The 19345-nt window shown below is 61.1% G+C and carries 16 protein-coding genes; 3 read left to right on the forward strand and 13 right to left on the reverse strand.

What is annotated here, in order from left to right:
* Positions 1 to 19: 19 nt before the first annotated feature.
* The 13 genes from AB7M25_RS24380 to AB7M25_RS24440 all read right to left on the reverse strand — a co-directional run bounded on the left by AB7M25_RS24380 (position 20) and on the right by AB7M25_RS24440 (position 15212).
* Positions 20 to 574, reverse strand: a complete 555-nt coding sequence (locus AB7M25_RS24380; protein WP_429385981.1) for a hypothetical protein — start codon at positions 572 to 574, stop codon at positions 20 to 22.
* A 139-nt stretch (positions 575 to 713) separates the two neighbouring features.
* Positions 714 to 1430 (reverse strand): TetR/AcrR family transcriptional regulator, encoded by a 717-nt coding sequence (locus tag AB7M25_RS24385; RefSeq protein WP_429385983.1) that lies wholly within the window; start codon positions 1428 to 1430, stop codon positions 714 to 716.
* A gap of 86 nt (positions 1431 to 1516) precedes the next feature.
* A protein-coding gene (locus AB7M25_RS24390) for an IS3 family transposase (RefSeq protein WP_454236982.1) occupies positions 1517 to 2739 on the reverse strand; the annotation gives its coding sequence in 2 pieces (ribosomal slippage) (positions 1517 to 2388 and positions 2388 to 2739; 1224 coding nt in all).
* Between the two features lie 102 nt (positions 2740 to 2841).
* The gene (gene lysS, locus AB7M25_RS24395; protein WP_429560243.1) at positions 2842 to 4344 is read right to left on the reverse strand and encodes a lysine--tRNA ligase; all 1503 of its coding nucleotides are present in this window, start codon (positions 4342 to 4344) and stop codon (positions 2842 to 2844) included.
* Positions 4345 to 4439: 95 nt separating this feature from the next.
* A protein-coding gene (prfB, locus tag AB7M25_RS24400) for a peptide chain release factor 2 (protein WP_095965010.1) occupies positions 4440 to 5535 on the reverse strand; the annotation gives its coding sequence in 2 pieces (ribosomal slippage) (positions 4440 to 5462 and positions 5464 to 5535; 1095 coding nt in all).
* 207 nt (positions 5536 to 5742) lie between these two features.
* Positions 5743 to 6744, reverse strand: coding sequence for a diguanylate cyclase domain-containing protein (locus AB7M25_RS24405; protein WP_429517721.1), 1002 nt, complete (start codon positions 6742 to 6744; stop codon positions 5743 to 5745).
* A gap of 48 nt (positions 6745 to 6792) precedes the next feature.
* Entirely contained in the window at positions 6793 to 7803 is a 1011-nt protein-coding gene (gene cheB / locus AB7M25_RS24410; protein ID WP_429517719.1) for a chemotaxis response regulator protein-glutamate methylesterase, read from the reverse strand.
* Entirely contained in the window at positions 7800 to 10109 is a 2310-nt protein-coding gene (locus AB7M25_RS24415) for a hybrid sensor histidine kinase/response regulator (protein ID WP_429385988.1), read from the reverse strand. Before AB7M25_RS24415 ends, cheB begins: the two co-directional genes overlap by 4 nt.
* Complete coding sequence (locus tag AB7M25_RS24420) at positions 10106 to 10786, reverse strand: chemotaxis protein CheW (protein ID WP_429517717.1); 681 nt, start codon at positions 10784 to 10786, stop codon at positions 10106 to 10108. Before AB7M25_RS24420 ends, AB7M25_RS24415 begins: the two co-directional genes overlap by 4 nt.
* Positions 10783 to 12054 carry a CheR family methyltransferase gene (locus AB7M25_RS24425; RefSeq protein ID WP_429385992.1) on the reverse strand — a complete coding sequence of 424 codons (1272 nt, stop codon included), beginning with the start codon at positions 12052 to 12054 and terminating at the stop codon, positions 10783 to 10785. Before AB7M25_RS24425 ends, AB7M25_RS24420 begins: the two co-directional genes overlap by 4 nt.
* Entirely contained in the window at positions 12051 to 12587 is a 537-nt protein-coding gene (locus AB7M25_RS24430) for a chemotaxis protein CheW (RefSeq protein WP_429385994.1), read from the reverse strand. Before AB7M25_RS24430 ends, AB7M25_RS24425 begins: the two co-directional genes overlap by 4 nt.
* Positions 12587 to 14209, reverse strand: coding sequence for a methyl-accepting chemotaxis protein (locus AB7M25_RS24435; protein ID WP_429385996.1), 1623 nt, complete (start codon positions 14207 to 14209; stop codon positions 12587 to 12589). The genes AB7M25_RS24430 and AB7M25_RS24435 overlap by 1 nt, the downstream gene beginning before the upstream one ends.
* 310 nt (positions 14210 to 14519) lie before the next feature.
* Entirely contained in the window at positions 14520 to 15212 is a 693-nt protein-coding gene (locus AB7M25_RS24440) for a tellurite resistance TerB family protein (protein WP_429385998.1), read from the reverse strand.
* Positions 15213 to 15395: 183 nt separating this feature from the next.
* On the opposite strand from AB7M25_RS24440, the gene AB7M25_RS24445 reads away from it, so the two are divergent.
* The 3 genes from AB7M25_RS24445 (at position 15396) to ydcS (ending at position 19277) form a co-directional block, all read left to right on the forward strand.
* Positions 15396 to 16310, forward strand: coding sequence for a LysR family transcriptional regulator (locus AB7M25_RS24445; protein WP_007975056.1), 915 nt, complete (start codon positions 15396 to 15398; stop codon positions 16308 to 16310).
* A 102-nt stretch (positions 16311 to 16412) separates the two neighbouring features.
* Entirely contained in the window at positions 16413 to 17900 is a 1488-nt protein-coding gene (locus AB7M25_RS24450) for a gamma-aminobutyraldehyde dehydrogenase (RefSeq protein WP_429391267.1), read from the forward strand.
* Positions 17901 to 18125: 225 nt separating this feature from the next.
* On the forward strand, positions 18126 to 19277 hold the full coding sequence (gene ydcS / locus AB7M25_RS24455; RefSeq protein WP_218485965.1) for a putative ABC transporter substrate-binding protein YdcS: 1152 nt from the start codon (positions 18126 to 18128) through the stop codon (positions 19275 to 19277).
* The last annotated feature ends 68 nt before the right edge of the window (positions 19278 to 19345 follow it).

A 19345-nucleotide genomic window follows, 5' to 3' on the forward strand; every position in this document is an offset into this window, starting at 1 on the left:
AGAAACCTGTGGGTGCCGGTTATTTGGCTTTGGCCTGGCGCTGATAGCGCACCGCTTCGACGAACACATCGGAATTGGCCGGGTCGTCGAGGTAGGCGGCGACTTGATCCATGTGGCTGTCGATCAATACGCCATCGCCATCGCTGGTCTGGAACCTTTCACCGCTCAGGACTTTTTGCTTGATGGCCTGGTTGATCTGTTCGAGGTCGAGGTTGTAGACCACCAACTCATGTTTGTCGGTCAGCTCAAAACCGCCGAGGGTGAAATGCCCGCCGAACTGCGCCGGCACCTTCGCCGACAGATACCAGCGGCTGCCATGACGCGACACCGTGAAGGGATAGGCCTCCCGCTCCCCGGGCCTGGCCCGGTAATAGCTGACGGCCTGATAGCGGTTGTCGCCGAGGCGGGTCAGTTCGAGATTGAGCGCCTCGCCCCAGGCATTGGTGCTGGTCCATTTGCCGAGTAATCCTTTGGGCGCGGGGTCGCTTGCCGGCAGCGGCTCCTTGAAGGACACCAGACAGCCACTGAGCAGCAAGAACGACAAGGCGATCACAACGACACGCCAGGCTTTCATTCAATACTCCCTATGAAACATATGCCGAGCAAATGTGGGAGCGGGCTTGCTCGCGAAAGTGGTACAACATTCAACATTAATGTTGACTGACACACCGCCTTCGCGAGCAAGCCCGCTCCCACAGGGTCGAGCCCTTCGCTCACACCGATGCCAGCACCAGGTGCATGTAGCGCGTCAGGATGCCGAGTATTTCCTCTTCGGCGGCAGGCTCGTCTACGTTGAGCAGGCCCTGATATTCCATCCGGCCGATAATCGCCGTCAACACCTTGGCATCCTGATGCGGCTCGCGCGAGCCCAGCACCTGGAACAGCTGGCAAGAGCCCTGCAACAGGATTTGCTGATGCGAACGCACCAGTTCGGCCAGGCGCGGGTTAAGCAACGCTTCCTGGCGGAACGCCTGCTCGGCCATCAGGTGTTCACGGCGATTGATCAGTTGCCGGTGAACATAATCGGTCATCAGCCGTGCAATATCGTCCGCCAGTTTCGAGCGCGCCTGCGGGCTGCCATCGCCACTGGCGATCATGTCGCGCAGCAGGCCCTCGTTGTTCACCCACAGCTTGCCCATGTACGCCGCACTGCGTTCCACGTATTGGGCGAAGGTATCGGTGAGCAAATCATCGATATCCTTGAAATAGTAAGTGGTCGCCGACAACGGCACTTGCGCCTCGGCGGCCACCGCACGGTGCCGTACGGCGCGCACGCCATCGCGCACGACAATGCGCATCGCGGCGTCGAGAATGTCCTGTCGACGCTGCTCACTGCCCTGTCGGCTGGCCTTGCGACCCTGGTACTGAACACTTTCAGCGACCGCAGTGGCGATACCCGCTGCACCTTCTTGAGCCATTGCACGAATCACGACAGGTATTTCCTCTCAGATGAAAGTAACAAGTTGATACGTTTGTACCAGACAGTGTCTAGTCCTGAAATAGGTTTACACCTGTTTCACCCTAACGCCCGATGCACCGCATCGGGCGTTTTGTATTTTAAAGACAGGTGCGGCCGCTCCTGGTTGTAGATCGTGACCGCCTCTTGCACCATCTGTGTGGCCTGCGCCAAATCCGCTGGTCGATGGATCAAGAACTCTGTTTTCAAGATGCCGTTGACCCGCTCTGCCAAGGCGTTCTGGTAGCAGTCGTAGCCATCAGTCATCGAGCAAGTAATGCCATGTTTTGCGTGCACTTCTTGGTAAAGGGCCGAGCAGTACTGGGCGCCTCGATCCGAGTGATGGACTAGTTTCTGACCGCTTCGACGCCGCTTCAAAGCCATTCGAAAGGCTTGCACCACGGAGTTGGTGTGCAGATTCTCATGCACGTGATAGCCGACTATTTTTCTCGAAAAGGCATCCGTCACCAAACTCAAATAGGCCACGCCATCACGGGTAGGCAGGTACGTAATATCGGCCACCCAGACCTGTTCCGGGCCGTTAGCGATTATTTGTTCCGGGCTTGGTTTCAGCAAATTGGGGTGCCGGCGGAAGCGATGATGACTGTCGGTCGTCTTGTGATACGCTCGCTTTCTGTGGACCAACTGGCGGCTTTCACGCAAAACCGCGAATAAACGATCCCGGCCAACATGAAGCTCCCGTTGCTCGCGCTGCTCATGCATCATCGAGTGCAGCTTCCGGGTACCGATGCAAGGTTGGCGGACACGGATTTTCTGTACAAACGCTATGAGCTGCCGATCCTGGTCGGCCCGAGCCCTGTAGACCCGGTTACGTTTGTAATAGGCCTGACGGCTTATTCCCATAAATTGGCAAGCCCTGCTGACACTCAGGGTTTGGGTTTGCGCAACGACTTGCCGGGTCGCTTTTTTACGACAGATACGCCGTAGTCGTTCTTCAGAACATCAACCACGGCTTCAAAAAATTGGGCTTTCTGATTCGCCAGCGCCAACTGCTCCTCAAGTTCTTTGATTCTTTGCTCGGGAGTCAATGGCAAGGTTGGCTCGTCCATAGGTCTGATCCTCTGGGAGCGAATGGAGGCGCCTTGGCTCCAGTCCTGGCGACCATGCTTGCGTAACCAAACCAACACCGTCGACCGACCCTGAATCCCATAGCGCCGCTGAGCCTCTTTATAACTCAACTCGCCTTTTTCGACCTGGTCGACGACCGATAATTTAAAAGCCAGCGTGTAATCACGCTGACTGCGTTTCGTACCCGTATCCATTGCACCTTCCTGAAAAGAAGTCAGAAGGTGTAAACCTTATTCAGGACGGGACACAGGCAATAAAAAAGCCGCCTGAAAAGGCGGCTTTTTTAGTTGAAACACTTACGCTTGCGGCCGCATGTGCGGGAACAGGATCACGTCGCGGATCGACGGGGAGTTGGTCAGCAGCATCACCAGACGGTCGATACCGATGCCTTCACCTGCCGTTGGCGGCATGCCGTACTCCAGCGCACGCACGAAATCGGCGTCGTAGTGCATGGCTTCGTCGTCGCCGGCGTCCTTGTCGGCCACCTGGGCCATGAAACGCTCGGCCTGGTCTTCCGCGTCGTTCAACTCGGAGTAGGCGTTGGCGATTTCACGACCACCGATGAACAGCTCGAAACGGTCGGTGACGTTCGGGTTCTCGTCGTTACGACGTGCCAGCGGCGACACTTCGAACGGGTACTGGGTAATGAAGTGCGGCTGTTCCAGCTTGTGCTCGACCAGCTCTTCGAAAATCATCACCTGCAGCTTGCCCAGGCCTTCGAAGCCCAACACCTTGGCGCCGGCTTTCTTGGCGATGGCGCGAGCCTTGTCGATGTCGTTCAGGTCGTCGGCGGTCAGCTCGGGGTTGTACTTGAGGATCGAGTCGAACACCGACAGGCGCACGAACGGCTCGCCGAAGTGGAACACCTTGTCGCCGTACGGCACGTCGGTGCTGCCCAGAACCAGCTGCGCCAGTTCACGGAACAGTTCTTCGGTCAGGTCCATGTTGTCTTCGTAGTCGGCGTAGGCCTGGTAGAACTCCAACATGGTGAATTCAGGGTTGTGACGAGTCGAAACGCCTTCGTTGCGGAAGTTGCGGTTGATCTCGAACACCTTCTCGAACCCGCCGACAACAAGCCGCTTGAGGTACAGCTCAGGCGCAATGCGCAAGAACATTTCCATGTCCAGCGCGTTGTGGTGGGTTTCGAACGGCTTGGCTGCCGCGCCGCCCGGAATGGTCTGCAGCATCGGTGTTTCCACTTCCAGGAAATCACGCTTCATCAGGAAGCTGCGGATGTGGGCGATGACTTGCGAACGCACGCGGAAGGTCTGGCGCACGTCTTCGTTGACGATCAGGTCAACGTAGCGCTGGCGGTAGCGCTGTTCGGTGTCGGTCAGGCCGTGGTGCTTGTCCGGCAGCGGGCGCAGGGATTTGGTCAGCAGGCGCACGCTGGTCATTTCAACGTACAGGTCACCCTTGCCGGAACGGGCCAGGGTGCCTTCGGCGGCAATGATGTCGCCCATGTCCCAGGTTTTCACCGCGGCCAGGGTTTCTTCGGACAGGGTCTTGCGATTGACGTAGACCTGGATACGACCGGTCATGTCCTGGATCACCATGAACGAGCCACGGTTGAGCATGATACGACCGGCAACCTTGACCGGGATCGCAGCCTCTGCCAGCTCTTCCTTGGTCTTGTCCGCGTACTGTTTCTGCAGTGCATCGCAGTAGTTTTCGCGGCGGAAGTCATTCGGGAAGGCATTGCCCTTGGCGCGCTCGGCAGCAAGCTTTTCCTTGCGCAGGGCGATCAGGGAGTTTTCTTCCTGTTGCAGGGCTTGCGGGTCGAGTTCTAGGTCGCTCATGTCTTTAAATATTCCATCTGGTTCGTTTTCCCCGGCCTGCGGCCGGGGATCGCCGGCAAGCCGGCTCCTACAGGGGATCGCGGTGTGTCAGTAACTTACAGCCCGGACTTCAGGCTCGCTTCCAGGTATTCGTCGATGTCGCCATCGAGCACCTTGTCACAGTCGCTGCGTTCGATGTTGGTACGCAGATCCTTGATCCGCGAGGCATCGAGCACGTACGAACGGATCTGATGACCCCAGCCGATATCGGACTTGGTGTCTTCCAGCGCCTGGGACGCCGCGTTGCGCTTCTGCATTTCCTGCTCGTACAACTTGGCCCGCAGCATTTTCATGGCGGTGTCCTTGTTGGCGTGCTGGGAACGTTCGTTCTGGCAGCTGACCACGGTGTTGGTCGGTACGTGGGTGATACGTACGGCCGAGTCGGTGGTGTTTACGTGCTGACCACCGGCACCCGAGGAACGATAGGTGTCGATCCGCAAGTCTGCCGGGTTGATTTCGATTTCCACCTTGTCATCGATCTCTGGCGAGACGAACACCGCGGAAAACGAGGTGTGGCGACGGTTGCCGGAGTCGAACGGGCTCTTGCGCACCAGACGGTGTACGCCGATCTCGGTGCGCAACCAGCCAAACGCGTATTCGCCCTTGATGTGCACGGTCGCGCCCTTGATCCCGGCGACTTCACCGGCGGACAGTTCCATGATGGTCGCGTCGAAACCGCGTTTGTCGGCCCAGCGCAGGTACATGCGCAGCAGAATGTTGGCCCAGTCCTGGGCTTCGGTGCCGCCGGAACCGGCCTGGATGTCCAGGTAGGCGTTATTCGGGTCCATTTCGTGGCTGAACATGCGACGGAATTCCAGCTTGGCCAGACTTTCCTCGAGACGGGCCAGTTCGGCGACGACATCGTCCACTGCGCCTTCGTCGTTTTCTTCGACAGCCATGTCCAGCAGGTCGCGGCAATCGGCCAGACCGGTGTTCAGTTCGTCCAGGGTATCGACGATTTGCGCCAGCGCAGCGCGCTCGCGGCCCAACTCCTGGGCGTATTCAGGTTTGTTCCAGACACTCGGATCTTCAAGCTCGCGATTGACCTCGGTCAGACGCTCATGCTTTTGATCGTAGTCAAAGATACCCCCGAATAGTTTCGGAGCGCTCGGACAGGTCCTTGATGGTGTTCAGGATCGGGTTGATTTCCATGACGGGCAGCACTCGTTGGCGAACTTTTGAAAGCCGGCGAGTATACCGGGAAACAGCCGAAAACGGCAGTCCGCTTGGCTGAAATGCCAAGTCCCTGTAGGAGCGAGCTTGCTCGCGAGAAACGCTCAGGCACCGCGTTTATTCAGATAGCCATCGTCATCGTTAACGCCCATCGCGAGCAGGCTCGCTCCTACAGGGGCGTGGCGTTCACCCAATCCCCACCTGGTTGCGCCCGTTATTCTTCGCCAAATACAGCCCCTTGTCCGCCGCCAGGATCAGGTCGCGGCAGTTGCTGCCCGCTTTCGGGGTGATGGTCGACAGGCCGATGCTGATGGTCAGGCTCGACCCTTCGGCTGGCGAGTTATGCGGGATCTTCAGGGCTGCCACGGTCTGGCGCAGCTTCTCGGCGACAAGCCGCGCGCCGCCTTGGGAGGTGTTGGGCAGCACCAGGGCAAATTCTTCGCCTCCGTAGCGGGCCGGCAGGTCCGAAGGCCGGGCACTGGCCTCCTTGATCGCCGTGGCGACCTTGCGCAGGGCTTCATCGCCTTCCAGGTGGCCGAAACTGTCGTTGTAGGCCTTGAAGTAGTCGACATCGATCATCAGCAACGACAACTGGCTCTGCTCACGCAGCGAACGGCGCCACTCCAGCTCCATGTATTCGTCGAAGTGCCGACGGTTCGACAGCCCGGTCAGGCCATCGGAGTTCATCAGGCGTTGCAGTACCAGGTTGGTATCGAGCAGTTGCTGCTGGCTGACCCGCAACGCGCGGTAGGCCGCGTCCCGTTGCAGCAGGGTCATGTAGGACCGCGAGTGATAGCGGATGCGCGCGACCAGTTCGATGGTGTCCGGCAGCTTGACCAGGTAATCGTTGGCCCCGGCCGCGAAGGCCGCGCTCTTGATCAGCGGATCTTCCTTGGTCGACAGGACGATGATCGGAATGTCCTTGGTCGCCGGGTGATTGCGGTATGCGCGCACCAGGCTCAGACCGTCAAGGCCGGGCATGACCAGATCCTGCAGGATCACCGTCGGCTTGATGCGCACCGCGTGGGCGATGGCCTGGTGCGGGTCGGCGCAGAAATGGAAATCGATGTTCTCTTCGTTCGCCAGGCCCCGGCGCACGGCTTCGCCGATCATGGCCTGATCGTCCACCAGCAACACCATGGCGGCGTTTTCGTCGGTCTTGAAATCGTCGAGCTGTAATTCATTCATGTGCGGTCACCTGAGTACTACCTGAGCCAGGAATGAGGAAAAAGGTGCTCATTTGGCGAAAATCTCCAGCAATCGTGGCGCTATCTTGTCCAGCGGGTGAATCTCCACGGCAGCGTCGATGGCGGCGGCCGCCTTCGGCATGCCATACACCGCACTGCTGCCTTGGTCTTGTGCGATGGTCAGGTAACCCTGTTGGCGCATGAGTTTAAGCCCCTGGGCGCCATCACGCCCCATGCCGGTGAGTAAAACCCCCACGGCGTCACCGCTCCAGTAACTGGCCACGCTCTCGAAGAACACATCGATGGAGGGCCGGTAGATTTCGTTGACCGGTTCAGCGGTGTAGGCCAGCGTGCCGTTTTTCAGCAAGCGAATATGGTGATTGGTGCCGGCCAGCAATACCGTGCCGCTTTGCGGCGGCTCGCCTTCCTCGGCCAGGCGCACGTTGAGGCCGCTGGCACTGCCGAGCCATTCAGCCATGCCGGCGGCAAACACCTGGTCAACGTGCTGCACCAGCACGATGGCCGGAGAGAAATCACGCGGCAGGCCCTTGAGCAAGAGTTCCAGCGCCGCCGGCCCACCGGCGGATGAGCCAATGGCGATCAGGCTCTGGCGTGAGCCCGAACTGCGCAACGGTGCCGGCGCCGGGCGCGGGCGGTTGCCCTTGTCGCCGATCAGCCAGCCGATGTTCATGATCTTGCGCAACAACGGCGCAGCCGCTTCCTGGGCATTGCCGGCGCCGACGGTCGGGGTGTCGACCACGTCCAACGCACCGTGGCCCATGGCCTCGAACACCCGGTGCACGTTCTGCTGGCGATCCACGGTGACGATGACAATGGCGCACGGGGTCTCGGCCATGATCCGCCGCGTGGCCTCGACGCCATCCATCACCGGCATGATCAGGTCCATCAGGATCAGGTCCGGCGTGTCCTGTGCGCACAGGCGCACCGCTTCGGCGCCATTGCTGGCGACCCAGACCACCTCGTGTGTCGGTTCGAATGCCAGGGCACGGCGCAGGGCCTCCACCGCCATGGGCATGTCGTTGACGATTGCAATCCTCATGCACGCGCCCCTCCAATGAGCTCGACCACTGCATCGAGCAAGGCGTCGTCATGAAAACTGGCCTTGGCTAGATAATAGTCGGCCCCGGCATCCAGTCCACGGCGCCGGTCCTCCTCACGATCCTTGTAGGACACCACCATCACCGGCAGCGATTGCAGGCGATTGTCCCGACGCAGCAACGTAACCAGTTCGATGCCGTCCATGCGCGGCATATCAATGTCGGTGATCAGCAGATCGAAATCCTCCGAACGCAACGCGTTCCAGCCGTCCATGCCGTCTACCGCAACCGCCACGTCGTATCCGCGATTGAGCAACAGCTTGCGCTGCAACTCTCGCACGGTCAGGGAATCGTCCACCACCAGAATTCGTTTGCGGGCCGCCTCGACCACCTGATTGCTGTGGCGGGCGATGCGTTCCAGGCGCCCGGTGTTGAGCAGTTTTTCCACCGAACGCAGCATGTCTTCGACATCAACGATCAGTACCACCGAGCCGTCGTCGAGCAGGGCCCCGGCGGAAATGTCCTGCACCTTGCCCAGACGTTCATCCAGCGGCAGCACCACCAATGTACGCTCACCGATAAACCGCTCCACGGCCACGCCGTAGATCGCATCGCGCTCGCGAATCACCACGACTTTCAGGGTTTCCCCACTGTTCTGGCTGGCCGGGCGATGCAGCAACTGGCTGGCCGCCACCAGCCCGACATGCCGGCCTTCGTGCCAGAAATGCTGGCGACCTTCGACCTGCACGATGTCCGCCGGCTCCAGATCGCACATGCGCTCAATGTGCGCCAGCGGAAAGGCATAGGCCTCGTCGCCGACTTCCACCACCAGGCTGCGCACCACCGACAGGGTCAACGGCACTTCAAGATGGAAACGACTGCCCTCGCCCGCCGTCTGCTCCAGCACCACCGCACCGCGCAACTGTCGGACCATGTGCTGCACCGCATCCAGGCCGACGCCACGACCGGACACCTCGGTGACCCTGTCACGCAGACTGAAACCGGGCAGGAACAGGAACGTCAGCAGCTCTTCTTCGCTCAACTGCGCGGCGGTTTCCGCGGGGGACAGATTTCGTTCAACGATACTGCGACGGAGCTTTTCCAGGTCCACGCCGTTACCGTCATCGCTCAATTCAAGCACCAGCAAACCGGCCTGATGAGAGGCGCGCAGGCGAATCAAACCTTCCGCCGGCTTGCCCGCCAGCAGGCGTTGTTCCGGGAGTTCGATGCCGTGATCGACCGCGTTGCGCAACAGGTGAGTCAGCGGCGCCTCGAGCTTTTCCAGCACGTCGCGATCGACCTGGGTTTTCTCGCCTTCAATCTCCAGTCGCACTTGTTTGCCCAGATCCCGCCCCAGATCACGGACCATGCGCACCTGCCCGGTCAGCACATCGGCAAAGGGCCGCATGCGACAAGCCAGCGCCGTGTCGTACAACACCTGCGCCCGCTGGCTGGCCTGCCAGGCGAACTCATCGAGTTCGGCGTTCTTTTCCATGAGCAATTGCTGGGATTGCGCGAGCAAGCGCCGCGCATCCTCAAGGGCTTCCTGGGCTTCCAGGCTCAAGGCGTGATCCTTGAGGTGAACGTTGAGATTCTCCAGCGCTCGCAGGCTGTTGCTTTGCATGCGCTTGAGTCGCTGCATGGTCGCCAGGTGCGGTTTGAGCCGCTGGGTCTCCACCAGGGATTTGCTCGACAGGTCGAGCAGACTGTTCAGGCGCTCGGCGGTGACGCGCAACACACGTTCGCCATTTTCGGTGGTGCGTTTGGTCTGGCGCAGGGCTGGCGCCGGAGGCGGTTCGACGACAGGCGCCGGCGGCTCGACCTCGGGCGCGGGTGCTCCGAGCATGAGCTCGGACATAATCGGCTCGGACATAACCCGGTCGGCCATGGCCGGGTCGGCAGGCGCAACCAGCAGCGCTGTCGGATCCAGCAAGCGTGCCATCAAGGTTACGTAAGCCTCAATGTCCGTGGCCTGCGGGGTGTTGCCCGGCGTGGCGATGCGCATCAGCAGATCGGTGCCTTGCAGCAACGCATCGATGTGTTCGGGGCGCAGCAACAGGCGCCCTTCCTGGGCACTGACCAGGCAATCTTCCATGACGTGGGCGACACTGACTCCGGCATCGACGCCCACGATCCGCGCCGCCCCCTTGAGCGAGTGCGCCGCACGCATGCAAGATTCAAGCTGATCGGCCAGGGTCGGATCGCGCTCAAGCGCCAGCAGGCCGGCACTCAAGACCTGGGTCTGGGCTTCGGCCTCCAGGCTGAACAGCTCCAGCAAAGAGGCGTCGCGCATTTGCTCGGGGGTCATGTGAGGCTCCGGGTCACGGCGGACAACAGCTGTTCTTCATCCAGCCAACGCAGGCTGCGACCTTTGAATTGCAACACGCCACGGGTGTATTTGGCGCTGGCCTGGGCCCCCGAGCGCGATGCGCTATCGAGGATATGCTCGTCGATGGCGTGAATCCCGTCGACTTCGTCCACCGGCACCACCACCGGCCCGCCGTGGGCCGCGATGATCAGCATGCGCGGCATGACCCGCGCACCCGGCGCCACATTGCCGGTGCCGTCGAGCCCGAGCAGCTCCACCAGCGACAGGCAGGCGACCAGTGCGCCGCGCACATTCGCCACGCCGAGCAAGGCCCGGGAGCGCTGGTGCGGCAAAGAGTGAATCGCCTGCAACGGCGACACTTCCACCAGGCTGCGCGTGGCCAGGCCCAACCACTCCTCCCCCAGACGGAACATCAACAGCGAGCGGGTTTTCACCTCACTCTCGAGCGCGACGGACACTGGTCCGCGCTCTTCCTGCTGCAAGGCATAACGATCGAGCAGACGCGTCGCGGCTGCCGAATACACCGCACAATTGCGGCAATGAATATGTTCGGCCAGCAACGGGCAGGACTTGTCGCCGTGGATACCGATGCGGTTCCAGCAATCGTCGATGGCCTGGGCATCCCGGGTGACGCTGAAGGTGTCGGAGGCGATCATCGTTTACGCTCACTGTCGGCGGCGCGTGCGCTGCGGGCGGCACGTTCCTGCAATCGTCTGGCCCCCGCCGCGTCACCCTGGGCCTGCAGCAAGGCGGCCAGGTGCACCAACGCTTCGGGATGTTGCGGTTCGAGGTACAACGCCTTGCGATAAAAGCCCTGGGCCTCCAAGACGTTTCCCGTTACATCACTGAGCAGTCCCAGCCAATAGAACACCTGGGCTACCGGCTCATGACTGCGCAAATAGCTTTCACACGCGGCCTTTGCCTCGGCGCTTTTGCCTTCGTTGGCCAGCCCGGCGATGTTCGCCAGCAGCACAGCCGTATCGGTGCCAGAGGTTTTCGGCACTGACGCCAGTGGCACAACACCGGCGAACGGACGACTGCGCACCGGCGCAGCGGGTCGATTGCGCAGCGGTTGCGGCACAGGCAAGGGGGTTGGAATGAATGCCGGCAGGGGTTCAGGCTCCGCAGCCCCTTGTCGACTGAAGGCGAAGGACTGCGCGATACCGATCGAGCGCATCCCCAAACGCCCCAGCAGACTGCCTTCGGCCGGGCCGATAAACAGCACGCCGTCATCATGGGTCAGGCGCTTGAGCACTTCAAAGACTTGCTTCTGGGTCGGCTGGTCGAAATAGATCAGCAGGTTGCGACAAAACACGAAATCGAATGGCGGTTCACCGGCCAGCAAGGCCGGGTCCAGCAGATTGCCGACCTGCAAGCGCACCTGTTCCTGCACCCGCGGGTCCAGGCGATAGCCGTCGCCCACTGCAATGAAATGGCGTTCGCGAAACGCAATGTCGTCGCCCCGAAAGGAATTCTTGCCGTACAAGGCTCGCCTGGCTTTATCCACCGACAACGGGCTGACGTCCATGCCGTCGACCTTGAACTGGTGCGGCTTGAGCCCGGCATCGAGCAACGCCATGGCGATTGAATACGGTTCTTCACCGGTGGAACACGGCAGGCTGAGAATCCGCAGTGCGCGCAGGTTGTTGATTTCAGCCAGACGCTTGCTCGCCAGTTTCGCCAGGGTGGCGAAGGATTCCGGATACCGGAAGAACCAGGTTTCCGGAACGATCACCGCTTCGATCAATGCCTGTTGCTCGTCCCGTGAGCCCTGCAAGGTATGCCAATACTCATCGGCCGAGGCTGCTTGCGCAGCGACGCTGCGCTGGCGCACCGCCCGCTCGATGATGGCCGGCCCCACCGAGGTCACGTCGAGTCCGATACGCTCCTTGAGGAAGTCGAAAAAACGCTGGTCGCTGCTCATGGCCGCACCTCCAGCAGCGCCGGATCCATTGGCGGCGAAGGAAACAACAAGGCGCGCACCTGATCGTTCAGCAGATCGCTGACCCGTACCCACTGCAGCAAGCCTTGCTCGTCCTTGCGCACCGGCCCCAGGTAAGGCGCCTGGCGATTGTCCAGGCCGTAGGGCTGAAAATCCGCCGGATCACAGCGCAAGGTGTCGGTCGCCTGTTCCAGAATCAGCCCGAGCAGTCGTGTCTCGCCGGTTTCATCCGGGCGGTAGTTGACCAACACTAGCCGGGTGCTGGTACGGGCCTGTGCCGGCACGCCAAACGTCAGTGCACTCAAGTCGATCACCGGCACCACGGCGCCCCGATAGGCGAACACCCCGGCAACCCAGGCGGGGGCATGGGCAATGGGCTTCAAGGGCAGGCGCGGCAGCACTTCAGCCACTTCGACAGCCTTCAAGGCATAGCGCTCGTTGCCGATGCGAAACACCAGAAACAATGCATGCAGCGCCTGCTTCACGGCAGAGCGCTTGGCCGTGATTTCGCTCATCAGACTTTGAATCGCGAAACGCCGCTGCGCAGCCCGACGGCCACCTGGCTCAGTTCATCGATGGCGAAACTGGCCTGGCGCAATGACTCGACCGTCTGGCTGCTGGCATCACCCAACTGCACCAGCGCATGGTTGATCTGCTCGGCACCGGTAGCCTGGGCCTGCATCCCTTCGTTGACCATCAGCACCCGCGGCGCCAGCGCCTGGACCTGATGGATGATCTGCGACAACTGCTCGCCGACCTGCTGCACCTCGGACATGCCGCGACGCACTTCTTCGGAGAACTTGTCCATGCCCATGACCCCGGCCGATACCGCTGACTGGATCTCGCGCACCATTTGCTCGATGTCGTAGGTGGCCACCGCCGTCTGGTCCGCCAGACGCCGCACTTCGGTGGCGACCACGGCAAAACCGCGCCCGTATTCCCCGGCCTTCTCGGCCTCGATGGCGGCGTTGAGCGACAACAGGTTGGTCTGGTCGGCCACCTTGACGATGGTCACCACCACCTGATTGATGTTGCCGGCCTTCTCGTTGAGGATCGCCAGCTTGGCATTGACCAGATCGGCCGCGCCCATCACCGAGTGCATGGTTTCCTCCATGCGCGCCAGGCCCTGCTGCCCGGAACCGGCAGCCACGGAAGCCTGATCGGCGGCGGTGGAGACCTCGGTCATGGTGCGCACCAGATCCCGGGAGGTGGCGGCGATTTCACGGGAGGTCGCGCCGATTTCCGTGGTGGTGGCGGCGGTTTCCGTGGCAGTGGCCTGTTGCTGCTTGGAGGTGGCGGCGATCTCGGTGACCGACGTGGTCACCTGCACCGACGAGCGCTGTGCCTGGGACACCAGCGAAGTGAGCTCGGTCATCATGTCGTTGAAACCGGTCTCCACCGCGCCGAACTCGTCCTTGCGCTCCAGGTTGAGACGGCGGCTGAGATCGCCCGTACGCATGACTTCGAGGATCTGCACGATACGGTTCATCGGCGCCATGATCGCGCGCATCAACAACAGGCCGCAGAGACCGGCCGCCAGCACCGCCACCAACAGGGAAATGCCCATGATGGTTTTTGCGGTGAGCACCGCATCGTCGATGGCCGCGATATCCCGGTCGGCCACTGCTTTGTTTTCGCTGATGATGTCGTTGAGTTTCATGCGCCCCGCGGTCCAGGCCGGGGTCAATTGTTCGTTGAACAAGCGGATCGCTTCAACGGCCTGATTGCGCTTGTGCAGGTCGAGCACGGCGGCCAGGACTTTGCTGTAGTCGTCGTGAAGCTTTATGAAGGTGGCGTACTCGACCTTGTCTTCATCCGTGGTGACCGTGTCGTTGTAGTTCTTCATCTGTTCTTGCAGGCGGGTTTCGAAGGTTTTGAAGTTTTCCGCCTGTTCAGCACTCAACCCCTGCCCTTCCCTGAACCCGAGTATTTCCTGGGTCCGAAGGTAACTGTCCACCCAGGCGCTGCGAACCATGGAGCTGTAATACAGCCCGGGAAGCGCGTCTTCCCGTACGCTCGCTTCACTGCTTTCGATCTTCAACAACCGCGAATACGAGACGACCACCATCAACAACATGATGGCGATAATGACCGCAAAACTCGCCAAAATGCGTTGGCGCAATGTCCAATTCTTCACAGTCAATCCTCAGGCCTGATTCGAAATGCGGGGAGTATAGCCGAGGGCGGTGTTTCATTTATAAGACGGATGCACGCCACTTCTCATCCCGTTGAAAAAAGGCGGGATGGGCTCTGGAGGGGACTGTCCGCTAATTGAGGGACGGGGTGTTAGGGGTGATTGGGTAGAATCGGGCGATGGATCGGCCATTGGGGATGTGGCGCGGCTGAAACCAGAACCCTGTGGGAGCTGGCTTGCCAGCTAAAGCGTCGTGTCAGGCAACCGATTACTGACTGAATGACCGCCTTCGCTGGCAAGCCAGCTCCTGCAATTACATCGAAGCCTGGCGAACCTGCTTCTCCAGTTCAGCCTTCAACCCCGGTTCCAGCTTGAGTTGCCGCGCCAACTCATCCAGGTAGGACTTCTCCATGAAGTTCTCCTCGTCGACCATCATCACACTCGCGATGTACATCTCGGCGGCGGTCTCCGGCGTACGCGCGGCACGGGCGACGTCGCTGGGGTCCAGCGGCTTGTTGAGTTCGGCGTGCAGCCAGTGTTGCAGCTCCTGGTCATTGTCGAGCTTGATGAACTCGCCCTCGATCAGTGCGCGCTCACGTTCGTCGACATGCCCGTCAGCCTTGGCCGCGGCCACCAGCGCCTTGAGAATCGCCTGGCTGTGCTGCTCGACTTGCGCGGCAGGCAAGCGGTCGAGGGTTTGCGGTTCGGTTTCTGGCGCAGTGCCCTGTTGGGCCTGCCAGTTGCCGTAGGCCTTGTAGGCCAGCACGCCCAACGCGGCGAGGCCGCCGTAGACCGCAACCTTGCCGCCCACCTTGCGGGCTTTCTTGCTGCCGAGCAGCAAGCCCATGGCGCCTGCCGCCAATGCCCCGCCGCTCGCGCCGGAAAGTAAACCGCCGAGGGCACCGGTGCCAGCGCTCGCGCCCTTTTGCTGTGAGCCACCGGCCTTGTTCTGCAGCAGGTCCTGGCCGGACTTGAGTAGCTGATCGAGCAATCCACGGGTATTCATTTGCTGCCTCCACAGGACGTTTAACCTGAAATCAAGGGCACCAGCCTAGATCGAAAGTGCCGACGCCCCGTGCGCGAGAGTGCTTCCAGATGTTGCATCACCAGGGCACCTGGCGCTGACCATCGAAAAAAAAGATATACACTCCAACAAATCGATAAAAACAGCCCACCGGGTGCTTCCCCCATGATGACCTTGCGTCAGATTCGCCATTTCATCGCTGTGGCCGAGACCGGTTCGATCTCCGCCGCCGCACAAACCGCGTTCATTTCCCAGTCGACCCTGACCCTGGCCATCCAGCAACTGGAGGAGGAAATCGGCGTCAGCCTGTTCAGCCGCCACGCCAAGGGCATGACCCTGACCCACCAGGGCCATCAATTCCTGCGCCAGGCGCACTTGATCCTGGCCACCGTGGATAACGCCAAGCGCAGCCTGCAACAGAGCACCGACCAGGTCGCCGGGCAATTGATCGTCGGCGTGACCAGCCTGGTGGCCGGTTATTACCTGGCGGATTTGCTCACCCGTTTCCAGCGCGCCTACCCCAACGTGGAAATCCGCGTGATGGAAGACGAGCGCCCGTACATTGAGCATTTGCTGGTCAGCGGCGAGATCGATGTCGGCGTGCTGATCCTCTCCAACCTCGAAGACCGTCACGCCTTGCAGACCGAAGTGCTCACCCACTCGCCGCACCGGCTATGGCTGCCGGCCCAGCACCCATTACTGGAACACGACAGCATCAACCTCGCCGATGTGGCCCGCGAACCATTGATTCAACTGAACGTCGATGAAATGGACCGCAACGCCCAACGCATGTGGTCCGCCGCCTCCCTGCAACCGCGCATCACCCTGCGCACGGCCTCGACCGAAGCGGTGCGAAGCCTGGTGGCCGCCGGTCTGGGGGTATCGATCCAGCCCGACATGACCTATCGCCCGTGGTCGCTTGAGGGCGACATCATCGAAGCGCGGCCGATCGCCGACCTCAGCCAGACCCTGGATGTCGGCCTTGCCTGGCGTCGCGGCACGGCCCGGCCGGCGCTGGTGGACCCGTTCCTGACGGTCGCCCGCGAACAACCCCATGGCGGGCGCAAGCCATCTATTTAATCGAACGCCACCTTCAGTATTTAGTATTTGTTGTCCTCGGGCCCGCGAACTAGTCTTGTTACATCTATATAAGACGGCCGGGTCCCAACCACTGGGAACACCATGGCCACACAAGAAAAGAGAACCCGAAAAATGGCTGGCGCGCAGACTCCGTTGTTCACCGCATTGTTGATCGATGGTGAATTAGTCGCCGGTCAAGGCTGTGTCGAGCCGATTCTCAACCCGGCCACCGGCGAAATCATCACGCAAATCGCCGAAGCCAGCACCGAGCAAGTCGAAGCCGCGATCCTCGCCGCCCACCGCGCCTTTGCCGGTTGGTCACGGACCACGCCACAGCAACGTTCGAACCTGTTGCTGGACATCGCCAACGCCATCGAAAAAAACGCCGACTTGCTGGCCCGCCTCGAATCCATGAACTGCGGCAAGCCGTTGCACCTGGCGCGCCAGGATGACCTGAGTGCCACGGTCGACGTGTTCCGCTTCTTCGCCGGTGCCGTGCGTTGCCAGACCGGCCAGCTCAGCGGCGAATACCTGCCGGGCTACACCAGCATGGTGCGCCGCGATCCTATCGGGGTGGTGGCGTCGATTGCGCCATGGAACTACCCGATCATGATGGCCGCGTGGAAAATCGCCCCGGCCCTCGCCGCCGGCAACACCCTGGTGTTCAAGCCGTCGGAACACACGCCGTTGTCGATCCTGGCCCTGGCACCCGCGCTGGCCGAGATCCTGCCACGGGGTGTGATCAACATCGTTTGCGGGGGTGGCGAAGGCGTCGGCAGCCACCTGGTGAGCCACCCTAAAGTGCGCATGGTGTCGCTGACCGGCGATATCGTCACCGGGCAGAAAATCCTCCAGGCCGCCTCGAAAACCCTCAAGCGTACCCACCTCGAACTCGGCGGCAAGGCTCCGGTGATCGTCTGCAACGATGCCGACATTCAGGCCGTGGTCGAAGGTGTGCGCACCTATGGCTACTACAACGCCGGCCAGGATTGCACCGCCGCTTGCCGCATTTATGCCCAGGCCGGGATTCACGACCGTCTGGTGGCCGAGCTCGGCGCGGCCGTCAGCAGCCTGCGCTTCGCCGGCAAACGCGACGCCGACAACGAAATCGGCCCGCTGATCAGCACCCGCCAGCGCGACCGTGTGGCCAGTTTTGTCGAACGCGCCCTCGGCCAGCCGCACATCGAACGGGTGACCGGCGCGGCCGTGCATTCCGGCGCCGGCTTCTATTACCAGCCGACCCTGCTGGCCGGCTGCAAGCAAAGCGATGAGATCGTCCAGCGCGAAGTGTTCGGACCGGTGGTCACCGTGACCCGTTTCGATGAACTCGAACAAGCAGTGGACTGGGCCAACGATTCGGAATACGGCCTGGCGTCGTCGGTCTGGACGCAGAACCTCGACAAGGCCATGCAGGTCGCGGCGCGCCTGCAGTACGGCTGCACCTGGATCAACAGCCATTTCATGCTGGTCAGTGAAATGCCCCATGGCGGCCTGAAGCGTTCGGGCTACGGCAAGGACCTGTCCAGCGATTCGCTTCAGGACTACAGCGTGGTGCGGCACATCATGGCCCGCCACGGACAGCATTTATAAAAGCGCACTACGCTAACAATTAGCCGTAAAGGCATTGATGTAGAAACGTTGGAACAAAGCGGTCCCCTTGTAGGAGCTGGCTTGCCAGCGATGGCGTCCACCAGGACACCGCAAGGTTTGAAGGACTCATCGCCGGCAAGCCGGCTCCTACAGGATCTTGTTTACGACGTTGAAAACCATGTTCAAAAAACTGCCCCGACCATAATTAAAGAAGAGGGAATTCCCATGTTCGCGCACAAGACCGCACTGCTCAGTGCAATCACCACCGCGCTGCTGGCCAGTGCCAGCCTCCAGGCCGCCGAGCCGCTCAAAGCTGTCGGGGCTGGCGAGGGCCAACTGGATATTGTGGCCTGGCCTGGCTACATCGAACGTGGCGAGAGCGACAAGGCCTACGACTGGGTGACCGGTTTCGAGAAGGAAACCGGCTGCAAGGTCAACGTCAAGACCGCGGCCACTTCCGATGAAATGGTCAGCCTGATGGCCAAGGGTGGTTACGATCTGGTGACGGCGTCGGGCGACGCCTCCCTGCGCCTGATCGTCGGCAAGCGTGTGCAGCCGATCAACACCGCGTTGATCCCGAACTGGAAAAACCTCGACCCGCGCCTCAAGGATGCACCCTGGTACGTGGTCAACAAGCAGACCTATGGCACCCCGTATCAGTGGGGCCCGAATGTGTTGATGTACAACACCAACGTGTTCAAGACCGCGCCGACCACCTGGGGCGTACTGTTCAATGCCGAAAACCTGCCGGACGGCAAGCCGAACAAGGGTCGCGTGCAAGCCTATGACGGCCCGATCTACATCGCCGACGCGGCGCTGTACCTGAAGACCGCCAAACCGGAACTGGGCATCCAGAGCCCGTACGAACTGACCGAAGCCCAGTACAAGGCCGTGCTCGACCTGCTGCGCGCCCAGCAGCCGTTGATCCACCGCTACTGGCACGACACCACCGTGCAAATGAGTGACTTCAAGAACGAAGGCGTGGTCGCCTCCGGTGCCTGGCCGTATCAGGTCAACGGCCTGATGAACGAGAAACAGCCAATCGCCTCGACCATCCCGAAAGAAGGCGCCACCGGTTGGGCCGACACCACCATGATGCACACCGAGGCCAAGCACCCGAACTGCGCCTACAAGTGGATGGACTGGTCGCTGCAACCGAAAGTCCAGGGTGACGTAGCGGCATGGTTCGGCTCGCTGCCAGCGGTCCCTGCGGCGTGCAAGGAGAGCGAACTGCTCGGCGCCGAAGGCTGCAAGACCAACGGTTTCGACCAGTTCGACAAGATCGCCTTCTGGAAAACCCCGCAGGCTGAAGGCGGCAAGTTCGTGCCGTACAGCCGCTGGACCCAGGACTACATCGCGATCATGGGCGGCCGCTGATCCTTGAAGTGAAGGAAATACCTGTGGGAGCGGGCTTGCCCGCGATGGCGGAGTGTCAGGCAACACGA

Source organism: Pseudomonas sp. AP3_22 TE3818, assembly GCF_053628995.1.